Raw genomic sequence first — 18,447 nt, forward strand, 5'->3', positions numbered from 1 at the left:
CCTACAACTATGTTGTCAACTATTCTTTCAATGGCATAACTTAGGCAAAATCAACTCATCAATAATCTGATAAATATAATTCGCATCAACCATTTTCTTCGTTACAATCGTTCGGTAGTGAATCATTGATGGGCCGATATCTGCGACTAAATCAAGCTGTTCCAACGTGAGTGTTGGGGTTGGGTACATGTATGGGTCGAGTATTGCGAAGAAAGCAAGCCGAAACTTGTGATAATACCCTTGCTGTAACCCAAGTTCTAATTCTTGATTTTGTGAAGCTGCACTTCCAATCGCTGCATACGCACGTTGAATCGATTCATCTTCGATTCGAAAGCTAGACGCCATTAGATGAAACAATTGATCCCGTAAATCATTAAATTGCTCCACTTCTTGTAAGATCTCTTCAAACGGCTTCACGTCTGAAATGGCCTGAATAACGAGATGTGTCTTTGACGTCCACCTTCGATAGATCGTCGCTTTTCCTACGCCTGCGTGCTGAGCAATACGGTCCATCGATACACGTTCATATCCGTGTTCTCCAATGAGCTCTAGTGCCGACTGCATGATGATGCGATCCCGACTCTTGTCCAAAGGGCGTCCCTTCTTCTTTTCAATCGCACTCATGACAAGCCTCCTTCTTCCTATAGTCATTTCATCGTATCACCAGGATATACAGAGTGCAAATTTACGAAACGAAACTGTTTCGAAACGATTGCGTTTCGTAAATAATCATGGTACGATTCATCTTGCTGATTCAAGCCATATATATTTTTTAGGAGGGACGGCTATGGCACATGCACCAACAACTGCTGAAATAAAGGAAGACTTACCGAATGTAAAACCGATACCGATATTAGCCGTTCTTCTTTCAGGCGCCTTTGTTGCGATCCTGAATGAAACGATTCTTAACGTGGCTTTACAAGCCATTATGGGAGACTTGGGCGTGAACTCAAGTACAGCTCAATGGCTCGTGACTAGCTATATGCTCGTCATCGGAATCTTAATTCCAATTTCTGCATATTTCATTCAACGATTCACAACGAGACAACTATTTATTACGGCGATGACACTGTTTACGCTCGGTACAATTGTCGCCGGTTTTAGCCCAACCTTTGCCTTCCTTCTTATAGGACGTATTGTGCAAGCGGTCGGGACCGCGATCATGATTCCGTTACTCATGAATGTCATTCTTGCTGTCATTCCCCAAGAAAGGCGTGGGGCAGCAATGGGTATGATGGGACTTGTCATCATGTTTGCTCCAGCAATCGGGCCTACAGTCTCTGGGTTTATTATTGAAGGATTATCGTGGCGCTGGATCTTCTTTCTCGTGATTCCAATTGCCCTATTTTCTCTAGTATTCGGTTACTTCGTCTTAAAGAACGTCACGAAAACCTCAAAGCCAAAACTTGATCTCTTTTCATTCTTATTGTCTACGATCGGCTTTGGAGGAATTGTGTACGGATTTAGCACCGCTGGAAAAGGCGATTCCTCACTTGCAGACCCAATTGTCATCGCTTCACTTGCTGCAGGGTTTATCGGGCTGGCCGCATTCGCATTCCGCCAGATTAAAATGAAAGATCCGCTTCTGGATTTACGTGTATTCCGCTACCCGATGTTTGCCTTTGGTTTAATTATTGTCATGCTCGTCATGATGACGATGTTTGCACTCATGCTCGTTCTGCCGATTTATATGCAATCTGCGTTACTGTTCACAGCGATAGCTACCGGACTCATTATGTTGCCAGGTGGGATTATAAACGGGGCGATGTCTCCAATCATGGGGCGAATCTTTGATAAGGTTGGTCCGCGCCCGATCATTATTCCAGGAGCCATTTTACTCGTCATCACCGTATTCACGTATCGATTCTCCACCCCAGGTGTGGACGAGTGGATCCTTGCGATTCAGCACATTTTTGTGATGGTTTCTGTCGCGATGATTATGATGCCTGCGCAAACGAACGGGCTCAACCACTTACCACGGCATTTGTACCCGCACGGTACGGCGATCTTTAATACACTCATGCAAGTTTCTGGTGCGATCGGTGCTGCCATCTTTATTTCCATTATGGAAACAGGCAGAAGTAATGCACTCTCAGGTATTGAAGATCCGACTGCTACACAGCAAATTGAAGCCCTCACGATCGGCGCTCAACAAAGTTTTTCGTTCGGGTTTATCTTTGCGATTATTGCTCTCGTCATTGCGTTATTTATTCGTTCAAAAAAACCGAAAACGACAGAAAGTGAATAGTAAAACGCAAACACCCCTATATTGGGCGTGTTTGCGTTTTTTGCTTTGATATCTGCTGAGGGACAATATCCGTGAGATCTTTGGCGCTGAAAAATGCATCTCACTCTCTAAACTACTCGTCAAAGTGAACCAGCGGGTCCAGCTCGAGTGGGGATTTCAAGAACATGAAGCATTGCAATCGCAAATTATCCCATCATATACCCTTATCTATGGAATTTTCTATATATATCAAGCTAAACACTGTTACACGTATTTTAACTCCTCTTTTTCAGTGAACTGCTTACGACCTGTGGGGTCTCGTCTCGGTCCTTTTTCCACAAGCGTGATCTCCTTTCGTTCCAATCAACGATACTGAAAAAGCGACAGTGTTAACTAAGTTTGCTAAGTAATGACCATGAAAGCTATTCATACACTTTGAATGTCAATGGCAGTCATAGAAACCATTCATTGCTACGTCTATAGTGTACGATTATCTTTGATGATGTTGAACTTTAAAGCTCTATCGGTTGGTTTACCATAGGTTTATGAAGAAATTCTTTCGTTCAACTTACATAGATTATGTCCACACGCGTACGAAAAACAAATCTGACACCGATTTATGCAGCTACCCTTAAAATCTCATTAAAAATTACTTACATTTATAATGTGTATATTCCTTGATCAACCTACTCGCCTCTTATCTTTCTACACGCACTTGTGGCCAACGCTTGTCCCATTTTTTATGTTTGACCCGATGATTGTAAGCCGACTGCACGCTGGGGTGTTCTTTTGCCATCGGTGTTGGTTTTATTACACAGTTGACCAAGTCAGAGATGCCATGAGGGGCAGCGAGCTCAATTGCGCCAGCATTTGTCATTCTCACCATAACGGCAGTAGCGGTTTCAGGATATTGGCTGACAGCATCGAGCGATGATTCATATGGGTCTGTACCGTTAAGCGTATGCATACGCGCTTGATTTTTGACAGACCAAGGGACATCCGGACAGGCGGTGTGCAGTTTCTGTTCGATCTGCTTTTCAAACGACTCCGTGACGTGGTCGGGATCATAATAAATGACATCCACATCGTCCGTCTCTGTTCTTTTTGTGAATTGGTGCAAATGATCCCACACTTTTGCTCGAACAAAGCCTGCACTGATCCAACAATCAGGTAAGTTTAGCTTTCGGACTGTGCGTAAACATTTCACCATATATTCATCTTGACTAATAAGTTGTTCAATATCCTCTTTCTTCATTACACATTTCTCCATTCTCGAAAGCTCATAACAATGCCCGCGTTAAGAACAAACCTCAACACGGGCATGAGACTTTCTAGTCGTTTTTGTCACGGTCATAAAAGGATTCAAGGTTTTCTTCTGCTGATGTGGAATACGTGTCTTCTGACGCTTCCGGTTCGGACGACTCTTCTGCTTTCGCATCGGCTTCTGCCGCAGTTTCGTCTTTAGCAGCAGCAAACTGAGGTTGGCCTTCACGCACGGTATTGCCTACGCTAGAATTGCCACGAGCAACGAAACTTTCGAGCATCTCTTTTAAGTCCATTCCCGTTGCTTCTTTCAAACTTTCCTGCACACCGAGCATCGTTTGCGTTACATTGCCAGCAATTTTATGAGCACCACCTTTGGAGTCTGAGCCACCCATATCAATGACTTTGTAGCCGTCAATTTTGCTAAGTGGGGCAGCAACTTCTTTTGCAATGTCTGGTAGCGAGCGAATCATCATTTCCATTATAGCGGCTTCCCCGTACTTCTCCATTGCTTCGGCCATGAGTTCTTTCGCTTCGGCTTCTGCACGGCCTTTCTCACGGATGACTTCCGCTTGGGCCAAACCTTCGGCACGTTGAATGGAAGCTTCTGCTTCACCGTCAATTCTCGCTTTATCAGCTTCTGCTTCAGCTTTTGCTTTAATGTCATACGCATCTGCATCGGCTTGTGCCTTGCGTCGTTTTTGTTCCTCTTCTTCAAGTGAAACTTGGCGTTGGCGTTCGATATACTGCACTTGCATTTCTTCTTCTTTCACTTCTTGATTTAATCGGGCTTGTTCTAACTGATACGCTTGCTCAGATTGCGCTCGTGCCCGTTCAGTTTCTTGTTTGAATGTTGCATCTTTAATATCTTTGTTCTTTTGTGATTCAGCAATGGTCGTCGCACGTGTATTTTCTTCTTCTTTCGCTTCTTGATCGTTTTTCGCTTTGTACATTCTCGTTTCTTTTTCTGCATCTGACTCTGCCATGTCCGCTTTCTTACGAATTTCAGCAATGCGCGGACGACCGAGATTTTCTAAGTATCCGTTCTCTTCATCGGCGTCACGTAAATCATCAAGGCCGAATGATGTAATCGTAAAACCCATGTTATCGAGCTCAACTTGAGCGATGTCTTGAACTTGATGAGAGAAAGATTCACGATCATTGTTAATCGCTTCAACTGAGAGCTTTGATAAAATCGCACGAAGGTTCGTACCGAGTACTTTTGAAACTTCTTGCTCAATTTCTCCTTCTTTCTTACCGAGAAATTGTTCTGCATAGTTTGCAATACCGTGAAGAGAATCTGCAATCTTTACGGAAGCAATCGCATCTGCAACAACAGGTACCCCTTGGCTAGTGTACACTTTTGGTGTCGTCAGTTTAATTTGAAATGAATTTAAATCAACAGGCGTACTCGTTTGGAAAAACTTTAAACGTTGCCCACCACCACGAATAATTTTCATACTTCTTCCATTATCGTCTTGGAAAATGCGGTTGTCCTTTTCTGGGTCACCTAAATTCGGACCTGTAATAATAAGTGCTTCATTGGACGTCGCTGTTTTATAACGTCTCTTCACATAGATAAAACCGATAAGTCCAAAGATTAGGACAAGTGCAGCGACAACACCTAAAATAATGAAAATAAATACGATGTCCAAAATAATCACCTTCCTTTTTTATTCTTGTTACGTACTTTTCTACTGCAAGGTTTCGCATTTACTGAAAACTCTTACCAATTGTATCGAATTTCCACGTCTTTTGACAACATTCAACAATCAATTAATGTCGACCATTGCATCCATCCGCCAGTTCCTAGCGTACCAACAAACATGTCGTTCGTCTCCTTGCCATCCCGTTCAAAATGCTCGACCATTGCTTTAATCGGAGGCGTCACGCGTCGTGTTAGTAGTTGCTCAGATGTGAGCCAGTAGAGATCGCCTTCCTCACTCGATGTCGGGGTTCCAAGGGTCGACATCGTAAAAACATATTGCAAACGAATTTCATCATCAACGTACCGGACGAGCAAATATTTGTATTGTACATTGTGTAAATCTTTTTGCTCCAAACCAGTTTCTTCATATACTTCACGAAGGCACGCCTGTTTCACGTTTATCAGCTCTTCGGGCCGAATATGACCGCCGATCGGCACATAGAAACCGGCAAGAAAGTCGTGGTCATTCCTTTTTTTGAGAAACAAATATTCACCTTGTTGATTGTTGATGAGGGCGACCGCCATCTGTCTCGTTTTCAATCGTAAACGACTCCTTGATTTGTTCAGTTGTTTTTACACTCGCGAATTCATCTTTAAGTGTAGCAATTGTTAGCTTTTGAACCGTTTCCCCATCGTACTCTCCAATTGGAAAAGAAACCGTCGCATCTTCAATTATCACCGTTGAAAAGCCTAAATTCCCACTCATTCGCACTGTCGTTGAAACGCAATGAGGAGTCGTTAGTCCAATCACATACACCCTTTCCGGATGGTTATCGTTGAGCACCTGTTCAAGATCAGTGCCGATAAACGCACTGTTCGTCGGCTTCTGAATGCAAATTTCATCATTTTCCGGGACAAATCCATCCATAAAGTCGTGTCCTTCTTTACTCGGGTGAAATAAAGACGTTCGTTCTTTTGGAGTATGTTGGATATGAATCACACGGCTTTTGTTTTTTCGCCATAGCTTCAGTAAATCTCTCATATTTTCAACAGCACCCAAATCGTAAGGTGATCCCAGCTTCGGGTTGTGAAACCCTTTCTGAATATCAATTAGAAGCAATACATCATTTTTCGTTATCATGTCTTCGCCTCCCCCGTTCAACCTATGTACGTATAAATTTGAATATAACATACCTTCCTGAAAAATCCAGTGGACAGGCGAAGTAGAGGTACGATCTGCTAGCGTACATTCGTAGTTATCACGAAACACGTTCGACACGTCATTTGCAGGGAATATACTTACTTCCATTTCGTTTCACTCTATAACCACACATACTTGCCCTCAAGTACCCATATGATATCGGCGCGGCCCGCACCGAACCGAGTCCGATTTGGCTTCGGCCCCGCTGGGGCCGACGTGTCGTTGGCACTTCCGCCTGGAATCTGCGCTCCAGTGGAAGCAAACTGCGCAGGACTTTAGCGGAATGAGCGCCAAAATCGTTAAACAAGGCAAGCTTGCGCGCAGAACGTTCGTTCGTCTTGCCCGCATGTGCCCTCACCCCCTGCGGCAACGGGTTCAGAGAACCATCCTTTTCATTCCCAAGTAAAATCGGGCTCGGCCCCTTGGGGGCGACCGATTGCTCGCTTCTTAACATTAGATCTGCGCGCAAAAAGACACTCACCACCGCGCTACCCCCTCCACACAACAGTGCAAATAAAGAAAATGTTTAGCTCATTCCATATAGATCGTCAAGTATTTGGGAAAATCGACCTTTTTACCGTGATCTAGACCATTTTGGGCGTGATTTAGATCACCGATCTCCTAGAAAATACCAACACCAAGCATCCATTCAAAGTAAAGCACCGCACCGATGTTGCACTTGTAGTCTGGACTGTCAAGTAGACACAGCGAGCACAAGCGGAGCGCAGTGAGAGGTGATGTCGCACTTATGCTCTGGAGTGCATCCGCCTGCAGTGGAAAGCAACACCCAACAGTGCAAATCAGGAAAATCTTAAGTTCATCCTGTATAGTTCAGGTCGTAACGGAGGCTACCACAAATAATAGAGAGCCAAATGAATATGCTAAAAAGCGGATGACTCGCCATGAGTCATCCACTTTTTGTCGTATAAATGGGCGGCTAGGCTTTAGCTTTATTCCTCGATATCCTCTGCGCTCATGTATTCGTTTAAACGACTGTTTTCTTGGGTTCGGTGTGCTTGGTCGTTCATTTTTACTTCTTCATGCCCTGGATGTTCGGTTTCGTACTGCATTTCTTTTGGTCGATCTTTGTGATCTTCTCTTTTCTTATCATTCATACAGTATACCCTCCTTTAAATGAATTAAAGGCTAGTTTATGCGAAGTGAGCAAAGCTATACTAAACTTTTAGAAAGGGTTGCAACGTCAATGATGCGATGGTTCACTTCTTTCGCTTCGATTTTCTTTGTTACATAGTGGAGCTTTTCGTACAGGTGCATGTTTCGAGAAACAGAAGCTCGAACTCGACAGCGAATTTCTCCATAGCCAATCGATTGTGTATACGTTTCAAGTGCACGGATTAGCTGTTTGGCAACCCCTTTTCCTTGATGACTAGGGGGGACTGACAAGCGGTAGAAATAGATATGATCCTCAAACTCCCGAAATCGGATTACCCCTACGGCTTGTCCACTATCAACAGCAATCATGGCTTGTTCTCCAGCATCAAATCCTTCAGCAATTGTATGTGGTGTTTCTTTTAGAGCGCTTGATGGTGGGGTGGCGTTTCTATACTCAGCAAATGCTTCATGCATCAGTGTACATATCATATCGGCGTCGTTTCGTGTGGCATGAATCGTCTGCATTCCGGTCGTTCCTCCTAAGAAATGGTTTGCGTTTATGACCATTATTCTATACGATAATGAAATACAACAATAGGGGGATGAGAAATGTCCGAACAGAAAAATAACCGGGGAATGAATGTTTTCGCCTTAATTTTTGGCGTGATTATTTTTGCAACTATTCTGACTTACTTGATTCCAGCAGGTAGCTATGAAAGAGTAGAGCAAGATGGTCGAGAAGTGGTAGACCCTGGTTCATACACCGAAGTAGAAGCAAATCCAATACATCCGTTTCAGATTTTCACCTCTATACATACCGGTCTCGTCGAGGCCTCAGATATTATTTTCTTCATATTAATTATCGGCGGTACGTTTGGGATCTTGAATCGTACAGGTGCCATTGACCGACTCGTTACCGTCGCTTCTTTTAGACTAGTGAATCAAGAGAAGTGGTTTATCCCCATAACGATGCTCATCTTCGCCCTTGGAGGAACACTTATGGGTCTCGCCGAAGAAACATTGGCATACATCCCCATTCTTATTCCACTTGCCCTTGCATTACGTTTTGACGCAATCACAGGAACTGCAATTGTTCTAATTGGCAGTTCGATCGGGTTTACAACTGCGATTATGAACCCCTTCAACGTCGGTGTTGCCCAAGGAATTGCTGAGCTAGATATTTATTCTGGCATGTGGCTTCGTCTCATTCTCTTCATTTTAATGTATACGATTGCCGTCATCTTTGTTTATCGGTATGCAATGAAAGTAAAAAGAAATCCTGAACTCGGATATTACGGCAATTATGCTAGTAATACCGAACTGGGTGAGATGAAAACAGAGAAGTCATTAACCGGTACACATAAAGTTGTTTTAGGATTGTTTGGTGTAAACTTTATTGTTCTTGCTTTCGGTGTCATTCAATTTGAGTGGTTTATTACTGAGATCGCATCATTGTTCTTATTGCTCGGAGTCATCATTGGCATTGTTGCCCGCTTAGGTGTTCACAACGTTGTTGATAGCTTTCTAAAAGGTGCTTCTGGTGTACTCGCTGGTGCGCTAATCGTCGGTTTTGCTCGCGCCATCTTAGTTGTTCTAGAAGACGGTAACACGATTGATACAATGCTCTATTATGCCGTTGGTTTTTTGGAGAATATTCCTGCCGAATTAAATGCTGTTGGGATGATTTTCATCCAAGGAGCCATTAACTTCTTCATTCCGTCAGGCAGCGGTCAAGCAGCGCTCACGATGCCAATTATGATCCCACTTGCAGATTTGCTTGGCATCACGAGGCAAACGACTGTACTTGCCTTTACATTAGCTGACGGAATCGGAAACATTATTCTCCCGACATCAGGGTATTTCATGGCAGCACTCGCACTTGCAGGAATCCCGTGGACAAAATGGGTTCGTTTCATTTGGCCTTTTATCTTGATTCAACTTACAATCGCAGTCATCGCTGTCATGTTTGCCGCCTGGTTTGGATACGGACCGTTCTAGTAGGTGGTTGTAGCTTCAACCACATTCGTATCCGATTGTAATTTCACTTGTGCCTTCTATCCTAGAGACCGGCTCATTATAGAGCATTTTCTCCTCGGGCATAGAGACTAACAAAACAGATCGAATCATCAGTGTAGCCATGTGCTTAGTTCCTGTGCCACCTTAGAACCTTGCCGGTTCCGAGAAAAAATCAAACGACGGACGTTCGCTTGTGTTAAAAAGTGTCCATGCGTAGCCTGAACATACTGCGCAAAAAAGCGTACCGAACTCGGTACGCGTTTTTGCGTTATGCTATTCTTCCGTGACATCTTCTTCGTTTTCTGCTGGCGGATCTTCTTCGAGATCTTCTTCATCTATAATAAACTCTTCAATCTCTCCAAAATTATCGTCGATGGTTAGGTTGTTAAATTCGAGCACTTGCAAAATGTTTTCATCTGTATCAATAACCGTCGCTTCAATCTCATCACCTTCTTGGATGAAGACGGCATCGGATACACTGGTAATATCAAATTCGAGCACTCTCGTCTCCCCGGTCATGAGCGCTTGGATGTACTGGTTGTTGAACGTATCACTAATGCGATAGATCTCGCCCTCTACGGTTTCCTCATCATAGATATCAGTCGGAACATAGTCATCCGCGCCGAGACTAGAAGCTAAAAGCTGACGATACTCATTAAATGCCTCTTCGCGAGAGGATGCGTACGCAATATTACCCGTTTCAGCATGAACCATCGCCATTTCTCTCATGAGACCATTTTGGTCGACGACCGGGACGACCCACGTGTAATGATCATACACCGAATATAACACCGGTTGGGTTCCGCTCCATTGTTCACGCACAAATGATTTGTTCACGACTTCTCGCGCTCCTCTTGCATTTAAAAGACCTGAGGATCCGGTGTAATAAGTTGCTTCACCTGTTTGTGCATTGACCATTGTAAAGCCGACCATCGTGTTTGAATCTTGATTCGGACGCATATGGTCAATCATCCAATACATCTCATCGTCTGGTCCGAGGACGCCAATCATCTCTTCATTACTCGTCGGTTCGTGCACCCCTTCTTTTGCAAACCAGGCGTTCAGCAGTCCATTGCTGTATCGGCCAAACCAATCCGCATATTGAAGAGCAAGGCGATAATCAATAGCATTGTCAATAAAGTCAGGTTGGTCGCCGAGTGCAAATTTCTCCATCTCACCAGTGACCGCATCAATGACAATCACACCGTCTGCACGAGGCCCGGTTCGGTAATAGTCGTAATACGCATAAGAATAGGCATAGTACGGATGACCATCATCATCTGGCTCAAAAGAATAACCTACAAGAATGACATCTTCATATGCTTGCCTCACATGTCGCTCCAAATTGTCTCCAAAGAAAGCACTTGGCACATACGTCATCGCATGATCGCTCACAAGTTGCGCCTCTGCATTAGGATCTTCCGCACTCACCATAATGTAACCTGGCGCACTATCCGCTCGCCACCATCTCCAAAGGTTTGCGTACTCAATGGGGGACACCCAATACAGTTCGTCATTGATCTTTTGAATCGTTGATTCTCCAAGATCATAGAATGAAAAGTTGTCAATGTTCCCGAATACAATTTCTGATTTATAACGAGCATATGTATACGGAACTGCTCTTACCGCTTCTTCAGTAACAGATTCGATCTGCTCACTGCTCGTCTCAATATCTCCTAGTTCAGAGAGTTGTTCGGTCACTGTAAATGGAAACACGAAATTCATGAAAAGAAGACCGACAAGTAACGTTCCCCCAATTGCACTCGGTACGTTTTTAATTGCTTTCTTTGCTTGCAGCTGAGCTTCTTTACTGTTTTTAGGCACACGCGCAGCACCTAAAAACAATCCTGACAAAATTAAATTAATCGCTACAACAAACCCAAACGTGTTCAGAATTCCTGACCAAGATAGATCAAGCAATTGAAAATAAACAATATAAAAGCTAAGCACTAGCCCAAACACATAGCGCAACGCTTGGAACGCGAGCCATGCTTTCGTGTTTCGTTTCATTCCATGTTTCCAAGCCACTGGGTTTAACTCCACAGTCGTTAAACCTAGTATCAAAATCCAAATGTACATCATCTTTCGTTCCTCCTACACCGTTTCCTAACTCATACTTACGAAAAAACTACGAAAAAGATTCAAGAGATTTCTTCATCCATCATTTCCCGGGAAATACATGTCGAAATAAGGATGTGTTCTCTCTATGTAAAGATCAGCAAAACAAGCAGGGCAATCATACAAGCACCAACATCTCGTGTCGAATATTGTAGTAGGAACACAAGCTAAAGGAGGTCATCTTGTGTCGTATCGTTACCTTTATGACAATGATGGAAATTGCACGGGCATCGAGATTAACAACAATCTCATTAACGGACCTGGAATCGTTGGAACAGGTACGTTGCCAACCGTCCCTACAACACCTACTGTGCCTACTCTTCCAACGTTGCCTACGTTACCAACCGGTACAGTATAACAAAAAGGCTGCCACTTTGGGCAGCCTTTTTCATTTACTCTTGATTGATGAGTTCGTCATAGTCATCTGCTGAAAGAAGGTCATCAAGTTGAGCGCGATCTGTTGGTTCTACAACAATCATCCAAGCTTTCTCATAAGGGGAATCGTTGACGAGCTCTGGAGAATCTTCAAGCTCTTCATTGATTTCGACGACCTTACCACTAACCGGTGCATAAAGCTCTGAAACTGTTTTTACGGACTCAACACTGCCAAACGGTTCATTTACAGCAATTTCATCGCCGACTTCTGGCAATTCCACAAATACGATATCTCCTAGCTCATCTTGGGCAAAAGAAGTAATGCCAATTCGCAAGTTGCCCGTTTCTTCTTTAACCCACTCGTGTTCTTTTGAATATTTGAGTTCTTTTGGTGATCCCATTTTGTACTACCTCCCATTTTTAATTAAACGTTGTATAAGCAACCTTACCACTTACCTAGTATATCAGGTGATACATTCCCCAAGTACTGCTTCCAATACTTTTCAAATTCGTCTTCTTTAAATCCTACTGTTGCAGCATGACCATCGGTGACAATTGGCCGCTTAATCAACATGCCATCTGATGCTAGCCAATCAATAATGGTGTCCTCACTTGCATCTGGAAGCTTGTCCTTAAGCCCAAGTTCACGGTACTTCTTACCACTCGTATTGAACAACTTTTTCCACTCTAAACCACTCAGCGCTTTAATTTCTTGAAGCTCCTTGCGCGTAGGTGGGTCGTTAACAATATGTCGTTCTTGATATGAAATCTCGTTTGCATCCAGCCAGTTTTTCGCCTTTTTGCACGTTCCACACGGCGGATAACTAAAAAGTGTAAGCATGTTGCTTGTTTCCTCCTTCATGTGTACGAACATTCCCTTACATTATACGATAAAATCCTACTGTTTTATACAGGCCATCAATGATTATCCTCATCATTAGGGAAAAATAAAAAGAGGGGAAGATCCCCCTCTTTCATTAAACGATATACTTTTTCTCTTGTAGAACGCGCTCGGCAATTTCACGTTTTGTTTTAATAAGGTTTGCCGGTGTGCGACGCGTCAGTTTTCTTACCATAGATAGCATCGTGCGGAGGGTGTCGCCTTCTTCCATATGAATAAGGGACTCTTTCGCATCTGCTTCGATGTTTTGTAAGCCTTCTTCAACGATAACTTCTGTATAAAGTAGTTTCATCGTTTCTTTATCGGCGCCGTTTTTCTCGATGGCTTTCTCTGTTCTTGCAATGGCAGCTTCCATGTTGTAGATCTCGCTCACCATATCTGCCACATTCAATAGCAATTCTTGCTCGTCGTTCAATGCTTTGCCGTATTTTTGAACGGCAGCGCCAGCGCCCATGATGACGAGTTTCTTTGCGTTTTGTAGCATATACTTTTCTTTTTCTAATGGCGCATCGCCTGGCTCTTCCGGCATCATTGACATGAGTTCATCTTGCAGTCCCATTGCTTTATCTAGAAACGGTAGTTCACCTTTCATCGTTTTACGGATGAGTGTTCCAGGGACGAGCATCCGGTTGATCTCATTCGTACCTTCAAAAATTCGGTTGATTCTGGAGTCACGGTAAATGCGCTCAACTTCATATTCAGCCATAAAGCCGTACCCACCATGAATTTGTACAGCTTCATCTGCACAGTAATCCAACACTTCTGAACCGTAGAATTTGTTCAATGAACACTCAATTGCATATTCTGCAATGGCTTTTGCTACTTTCTCTCCATCTGCTTGCTCTTCGTCGGTTAGGTCACCAAGGTTCTTTTCGAACAAGCCACCTGTACGATAGATGGAACTTTCAAGTGAGAATGATTTCGTCGCCATTGAGCCGATCTTCTCTTGAATCGCTGTGAAGTTAGCGATCGGTGTTTTGAATTGCTTACGCTCATTCGCATACGTTGCTGCAAGCTCAATCGTACGTTTCACCCCACCGAGACAACCGACACCTAGCTTATAACGACCTACGTTTAAAATGTTAAACGCAATGATGTGCCCACGACCAATTTCTCCGAGCAAGTTTTCTTTTGGCACTTTCGCGTCTTCAAGGAGAAGGGTTCTTGTTGATGAACCTTTGATTCCCATCTTCTTTTCTTCAACGCCTGTGGATACGCCTTCATAGTCACGATCAACGATAAACGCTGTGAATTTATCACCGTCCACTTGTGCATAAACGACAAACACATCAGCAAACGCAGAGTTTGTAATCCACTGCTTCTCACCATTTAAAATGTAGTGCGTGCCTTCGTCATTAAGGACAGCCGTTGTTTTTGCGCCGAGTGCATCGGATCCTGAGCTCGGCTCTGTAAGTGCATAGGCCGCTATCAATTCACCAGATGAAAGCTTCGGAAGGTACTTCTTCTTCTGCTCATCGTTTCCGAAGAATACGATTGGAAGGGAACCGATCCCTACGTGTGCACCGTGGCTCAAGCCAAATCCACCTGCTACTGCCATACTTTCCGTAATGAGCGTAGAACTAATTTTGTCTAAGCCAAGACCTTCGTATTGCTCGGGTACGTCAGCACCGAGTAAACCTAGCTCTCCAGCTTTTTTCAATAGCTTCACAGAATAATCAAATTCATGATTTTCAATATTGTCAATGACTGGGTAAACTTCATTCAAGACGAAATCTTGAGTTGTTTTAGAAATCATTTTGTGTTCTGATGTGAAGTCTTCAGGTGTGAATACATCCGTTGTTTCCACATCTTCAAGTAAAAACCCGCCGCCTTTAATGCTTGTTTTTAACGTTTCTGTCATGATCATTTCCCCCTAAATTATAGTAGTTCGAATACGCCAGCAGCACCCATGCCGCCACCAATACACATCGTCACAATGCCGTACTGTTCGTTACGACGTTTCATTTCATGAATTAATGACAGCGTCAGTCTTGTTCCTGTGCAGCCAAGTGGATGGCCAAGGGCAATCGCTCCGCCGTTTACATTTACACGGTCGTAATCAAGGTCTAATGAGCGGATGACTTGTAGTGCTTGGGATGCGAACGCTTCATTTAATTCAAACAATCCGATGTCTTCTTTTTTCAGTCCGACGTTCTTTAAAACTTTAGGAATCGCTTCAACTGGGCCGATTCCCATGACTTCAGGTCTTACACCGGCAACGGCCATACCTAGAAACTTCGCCATAGGCTTAAGCCCGTCTGCTTCAGCTTTCTCACGATCCATAACGAGCACGGATGCAGCACCGTCACTCATTTGCGATGCGTTCCCGGCGGTTACACTTCCCTGAACGTTAAACGCAGGGCGAAGCTTGCCTAATGTTTCACTCGTCGTGCCTTCTCTTACCCCTTCATCCGTATCAAATGTAACGATTTTTTCTTGAAGTTTGTGCTTCGCGTCTACTGTGCGGTGAGTCACTTCAATCGGCACGATTTCATCTTTAAAACGTCCTTCTTGAATAGCCGCTGCTGCACGCTTGTGGCTTTCTACAGCAAAAGCATCTTGGTCTTCACGGCTCACACCAAATTCCTGTGCCACCTGTTCTGCTGTATGACCCATTCCCATATAATATTCCGGTGCGTTTTCAACAAGCTTCGCATTTGGGGCGATGACGTGCCCACCCATTGGGATGAGGCTCATTGATTCTGCCCCACCTGCAAGAATGGTATTTGCATGCCCTAGCATAATCTTCTCGCCTGCGTACGCGATGCTTTGCAAGCCAGAAGCGCAATACCTGTTCACTGTCACCGCTCCTGCTGTATTCGGAAGGCCTGCTAAGCCGGAAATGTTCCGCGCCATGTTCATGCCTTGCTCCGCTTCCGGCATGGCACATCCGATAATCACATCTTCAATTTCACTTGCGTCAAAGTCACCCGCACGCTTTAATGTTTCTTTAATGGTTTCTGCCGCGTAATCATCTGGGCGCATTTTTGCGAGCGTCCCTTTTTTCGCTTTTCCAACTGCTGTTCTCGCTCCTGATACGATAACTGCTTCTCTCACAGCTTTCCCTCCTCTAGTTACGTAATGGCTTTCCGGTTTTCAGCATGTGTTGCATGCGCATTTGTGTTTTTGGCTCAGCAATTAAGCTAAGGAATGCTTCACGCTCAAGATCAAGCAAGTACTGCTCATCAACTTCACTATTTTTCGCCACACGACCTCCGGCAAGGACAAATGCAAGTTTCTCTGCGATCTTTAGGTCATGGTCGCTAATTTGCCCCGACAGTTTAAGGGCTTTTGCTCCAAGAAGCATCGTTGCATATCCGGTTTCACCAACGACTGGTATTGGCTTGCGAACCGGTGGGGCATATCCTTTCTCGGAAAGCTCCATCGCTTTTCTTTTCGCGCTCCACGTCAAATGACGGTGGTTGGCAATAATGTCGTCACGCTCTCCTAAATACCCATTTTCAGCTGATTCTTGCGCAGACGTTCCGACTTTTGCCATTGCAATACGTTCAAAGACCTTATTCGCAATCGGTTGCAATTCTGTACCTTTAGGAACGTTTTCAATTTCACGTAGGTATAGTTCTTTGTTCCCACCCCCACCTGGAATGAGACCGACACCGACTTCTACAAGACCCATATACGTCTCTGCAGACGCTTGAATACTTGCTGATGGCATACAAATCTCTGCACCACCACCTAGAGACATTTGGAATGGTGCAGTTACAACTGGTTTACTGCTATAGCGAATTTTTGCTGTCATCTGTTGGAACTTACGAATAACAAGATCCAACTCATCGAAAGCAAAGTCTTGTGCTTCCATGAGCATCATCATTAAGTTCGCACCAACACAGAAGTTTTTACCTTTATTCGAGATGACTAGGCCGTTATAGTTTTCTTCCACTTCATCGATGGATTTCTCCACCATCTGAATAACGTCTAGACCAATCGAGTTGTTTGGTGATGTAAACGTTAGCCCGGCAATACCATCCCCTAAGTCAGTGAGAACCGCTCCGGCATTTTTCTTAATGACGTTTGTTTCGTTTTTAATGTGAACGCTAATGTCGATTTCCTTTTCGCTTTTCGGAATATTCACATACGTACCGTTATGATAGAAAGCACCCGCTTTATAAAACGACTCGTATCCGCTCTCAAGCATGTCTTTTACCCAAGTAGGAACGGTCTCACCATCGGCTTCCATCTTTTCAACAGACTTTCTTACACCGAGTGCATCCCATACTTCAAACGGTCCAAGATCCCATCCGAATCCCCATTTCATCGCATTGTCAACAGCGACGATGTCATTTGCAATCTCGGAAGTTTTCTCTGCGGAATATAGGAGGCTTGCTTTAAGCGTCTCCCACGTAAATGTTCCTGCTTTATCATCAGCGTAAGCAAGCGCTTGAATCTTCGCGGCTTTGCCTTTCGCTTGTTTCGCCATTTCAACGGATGGTGCTTTTAGTTTCTTACCTTCTCGGTACTCAAGGGTTTCAGGATCAAGTTCAAGAATTTGCTTATCTTTTCCTTTACCTTTCTTCAAATAAAACCCTTGGCCTGCTTTACTACCGATCCAACCTTTTTCAGCAATCTCTTTCATAAATTTCGGTGGATCAAAGATGTTCTTCTCTTCGCCATCCACTTGATCGTACACATTTTTTGCGACATGAAGGAATGTATCTAGCCCAACAACATCAAGTGTGCGGAAGGTGGCGCTCTTCGGACGACCAATTAACGGTCCAGTGATCGAATCGACTTCTGTGATGGACAAGCCGTTTTTAACCATCTGCTCGACGGATACGAGTAGACCGTACGTCCCGATCCGGTTTCCAATAAAGTTCGGCGTGTCCTTCGCTTCCACAACACCTTTACCGAGGGCATCCTCAGCAAACGCTTTCATAGAAGCGAGCACTTCAGAATCGGTATCTTTCGTTGGAATGATCTCCAGCAAATGCAGATACCTCGGTGGGTTGAAGAAGTGTGTCCCAAGAAAATGTTTGCGGAACGTCTCTGAACGACCTTCTACCATCGCATTCACAGAGATTCCTGACGTGTTGGAACTCACAATCGTCCCAGGCTTTGTATGTGCTTCTACTTTTTCAAACAATTGTTGTTTCACTTGTAAGTTCTCAACGACCACTTCAATAATCCAATCAACATCGGATAATTTCTCTAAGTCGTCTTCTAAGTTTCCAACTTCAATGCGATGAGCATTTTCCTTTGATGCAAGTGGCGCTGGTTTTTGTTTGAATAGCTGCTTTTTCGCCTCTACCGCACGCTTATTGCGGATCGATGCATGTTCAGCCGATAGCCCTTTTGCTCGTTCTTCATCCGTTACGTCTTCTACTGGTAAATCCAAGAGAAGAACGGATATGCCTTGATTTGCCAAATGTGCAGCAATTCCTGATCCCATCACGCCTGAACCAAGTACAGCAGCACGTCTAATGTGAATAGTCATGTTCGGCCTCCTTTTTTGAATGAATCCTCATTCATTATATTCGCTAATACAAGAGCACTCACGATTGTAAATGCTCTTCATCCGTCGGAATTGGTTAAATTGCGAATATATTATCTACCTACACTATATAAGA

Annotated in this window: 16 protein-coding genes; 3 read left to right on the plus strand and 13 right to left on the minus strand. The window is 44.0% G+C overall.

Annotated features, from left to right (window positions below):
- Window positions 1–27 precede the first annotated feature (27 nt).
- The gene (locus ACE1TF_RS09325; RefSeq protein ID WP_375016154.1) at window positions 28–624 is read right to left on the minus strand and encodes a TetR/AcrR family transcriptional regulator; all 597 of its coding nucleotides are present in this window, start codon (window positions 622–624) and stop codon (window positions 28–30) included.
- A gap of 163 nt (window positions 625–787) precedes the next feature.
- On the opposite strand from ACE1TF_RS09325, the gene ACE1TF_RS09330 reads away from it, so the two are divergent.
- Window positions 788–2,248 (plus strand): MDR family MFS transporter, encoded by a 1,461-nt coding sequence (locus tag ACE1TF_RS09330; protein ID WP_375016156.1) that lies wholly within the window; start codon window positions 788–790, stop codon window positions 2,246–2,248.
- A 676-nt stretch (window positions 2,249–2,924) separates the two neighbouring features.
- Here the strand turns inward: ACE1TF_RS09330 and ACE1TF_RS09335 are convergent.
- The 6 genes from ACE1TF_RS09335 to ACE1TF_RS09360 form a co-directional block, all read right to left on the minus strand.
- Window positions 2,925–3,482: a nucleotidyltransferase family protein gene (locus ACE1TF_RS09335; protein WP_375016158.1), complete on the minus strand. Its 558-nt coding sequence runs from the start codon at window positions 3,480–3,482 to the stop codon at window positions 2,925–2,927.
- 76 nt (window positions 3,483–3,558) lie between these two features.
- Window positions 3,559–5,145 carry a flotillin family protein gene (locus ACE1TF_RS09340; protein ID WP_375016160.1) on the minus strand — a complete coding sequence of 529 codons (1,587 nt, stop codon included), beginning with the start codon at window positions 5,143–5,145 and terminating at the stop codon, window positions 3,559–3,561.
- A 110-nt stretch (window positions 5,146–5,255) separates the two neighbouring features.
- The gene (locus tag ACE1TF_RS09345) at window positions 5,256–5,738 is read right to left on the minus strand and encodes an NUDIX domain-containing protein (protein WP_152549043.1); all 483 of its coding nucleotides are present in this window, start codon (window positions 5,736–5,738) and stop codon (window positions 5,256–5,258) included.
- The gene (locus tag ACE1TF_RS09350; protein ID WP_042401198.1) at window positions 5,689–6,279 is read right to left on the minus strand and encodes a cysteine hydrolase family protein; all 591 of its coding nucleotides are present in this window, start codon (window positions 6,277–6,279) and stop codon (window positions 5,689–5,691) included. Before ACE1TF_RS09350 ends, ACE1TF_RS09345 begins: the two co-directional genes overlap by 50 nt.
- A gap of 1,010 nt (window positions 6,280–7,289) precedes the next feature.
- Complete coding sequence (locus tag ACE1TF_RS09355; RefSeq protein ID WP_193744748.1) at window positions 7,290–7,454, minus strand: hypothetical protein; 165 nt, start codon at window positions 7,452–7,454, stop codon at window positions 7,290–7,292.
- Window positions 7,455–7,509: 55 nt separating this feature from the next.
- Window positions 7,510–7,977, minus strand: coding sequence for a GNAT family N-acetyltransferase (locus ACE1TF_RS09360; RefSeq protein ID WP_042401195.1), 468 nt, complete (start codon window positions 7,975–7,977; stop codon window positions 7,510–7,512).
- Window positions 7,978–8,061: 84 nt separating this feature from the next.
- Between ACE1TF_RS09360 and ACE1TF_RS09365 the strand changes: the two genes are divergently transcribed.
- Window positions 8,062–9,450 (plus strand): YfcC family protein, encoded by a 1,389-nt coding sequence (locus tag ACE1TF_RS09365; protein ID WP_375016163.1) that lies wholly within the window; start codon window positions 8,062–8,064, stop codon window positions 9,448–9,450.
- A 291-nt stretch (window positions 9,451–9,741) separates the two neighbouring features.
- Here the strand turns inward: ACE1TF_RS09365 and ACE1TF_RS09370 are convergent, their stop codons facing one another.
- Window positions 9,742–11,550: a hypothetical protein gene (locus tag ACE1TF_RS09370; protein WP_375016165.1), complete on the minus strand. Its 1,809-nt coding sequence runs from the start codon at window positions 11,548–11,550 to the stop codon at window positions 9,742–9,744.
- 220 nt (window positions 11,551–11,770) lie between these two features.
- Here ACE1TF_RS09370 and ACE1TF_RS09375 point away from each other — a divergent pair, with 220 nt between their 5' ends.
- On the plus strand, window positions 11,771–11,944 hold the full coding sequence (locus ACE1TF_RS09375) for a hypothetical protein (RefSeq protein ID WP_193744290.1): 174 nt from the start codon (window positions 11,771–11,773) through the stop codon (window positions 11,942–11,944).
- Between the two features lie 34 nt (window positions 11,945–11,978).
- Here ACE1TF_RS09375 and gcvH read toward each other — a convergent pair whose 3' ends face one another.
- The 5 genes from gcvH to ACE1TF_RS09400 form a co-directional block, all read right to left on the minus strand.
- Window positions 11,979–12,362, minus strand: a complete 384-nt coding sequence (gcvH, locus tag ACE1TF_RS09380; RefSeq protein ID WP_375016167.1) for a glycine cleavage system protein GcvH — start codon at window positions 12,360–12,362, stop codon at window positions 11,979–11,981.
- 44 nt (window positions 12,363–12,406) lie between these two features.
- The gene (locus ACE1TF_RS09385) at window positions 12,407–12,802 is read right to left on the minus strand and encodes an arsenate reductase family protein (RefSeq protein WP_042401185.1); all 396 of its coding nucleotides are present in this window, start codon (window positions 12,800–12,802) and stop codon (window positions 12,407–12,409) included.
- A 136-nt stretch (window positions 12,803–12,938) separates the two neighbouring features.
- Entirely contained in the window at window positions 12,939–14,723 is a 1,785-nt protein-coding gene (locus ACE1TF_RS09390; protein ID WP_375016169.1) for an acyl-CoA dehydrogenase family protein, read from the minus strand.
- 17 nt (window positions 14,724–14,740) lie between these two features.
- Window positions 14,741–15,919, minus strand: a complete 1,179-nt coding sequence (locus ACE1TF_RS09395; protein ID WP_375016171.1) for an acetyl-CoA C-acetyltransferase — start codon at window positions 15,917–15,919, stop codon at window positions 14,741–14,743.
- Window positions 15,920–15,932: 13 nt separating this feature from the next.
- Window positions 15,933–18,314: a 3-hydroxyacyl-CoA dehydrogenase/enoyl-CoA hydratase family protein gene (locus tag ACE1TF_RS09400; protein WP_375016173.1), complete on the minus strand. Its 2,382-nt coding sequence runs from the start codon at window positions 18,312–18,314 to the stop codon at window positions 15,933–15,935.
- Window positions 18,315–18,447: the final 133 nt, after the last annotated feature.

It is taken from the genome of Geomicrobium sp. JSM 1781026, assembly GCF_041949955.1.
GTDB lineage: Bacteria > Bacillota > Bacilli > Bacillales > Marinococcaceae > Geomicrobium_A.

Bases quoted from the DNA above. Each gene is read 5' to 3' on its own strand.
- ACE1TF_RS09325 (WP_375016154.1), bottom strand. From the start codon at position 624: ATGAGTGCGATTGAAAAGAAGAAGGGACGCCCTTTGGACAAGAGTCGG.
- ACE1TF_RS09330 (WP_375016156.1), top strand. From the start codon at position 788: ATGGCACATGCACCAACAACTGCTGAAATAAAGGAAGACTTACCGAAT.
- ACE1TF_RS09335 (WP_375016158.1), bottom strand. From the start codon at position 3,482: ATGAAGAAAGAGGATATTGAACAACTTATTAGTCAAGATGAATATATG.
- ACE1TF_RS09350 (WP_042401198.1), bottom strand. From the start codon at position 6,279: ATGATAACGAAAAATGATGTATTGCTTCTAATTGATATTCAGAAAGGG.
- ACE1TF_RS09355 (WP_193744748.1), bottom strand. From the start codon at position 7,454: ATGAATGATAAGAAAAGAGAAGATCACAAAGATCGACCAAAAGAAATG.
- ACE1TF_RS09360 (WP_042401195.1), bottom strand. From the start codon at position 7,977: ATGCAGACGATTCATGCCACACGAAACGACGCCGATATGATATGTACA.
- ACE1TF_RS09365 (WP_375016163.1), top strand. From the start codon at position 8,062: ATGTCCGAACAGAAAAATAACCGGGGAATGAATGTTTTCGCCTTAATT.
- ACE1TF_RS09370 (WP_375016165.1), bottom strand. From the start codon at position 11,550: ATGATGTACATTTGGATTTTGATACTAGGTTTAACGACTGTGGAGTTA.
- gcvH (WP_375016167.1), bottom strand. From the start codon at position 12,362: ATGGGATCACCAAAAGAACTCAAATATTCAAAAGAACACGAGTGGGTT.
- ACE1TF_RS09385 (WP_042401185.1), bottom strand. From the start codon at position 12,802: ATGCTTACACTTTTTAGTTATCCGCCGTGTGGAACGTGCAAAAAGGCG.
- ACE1TF_RS09390 (WP_375016169.1), bottom strand. From the start codon at position 14,723: ATGACAGAAACGTTAAAAACAAGCATTAAAGGCGGCGGGTTTTTACTT.
- ACE1TF_RS09400 (WP_375016173.1), bottom strand. From the start codon at position 18,314: ATGACTATTCACATTAGACGTGCTGCTGTACTTGGTTCAGGCGTGATG.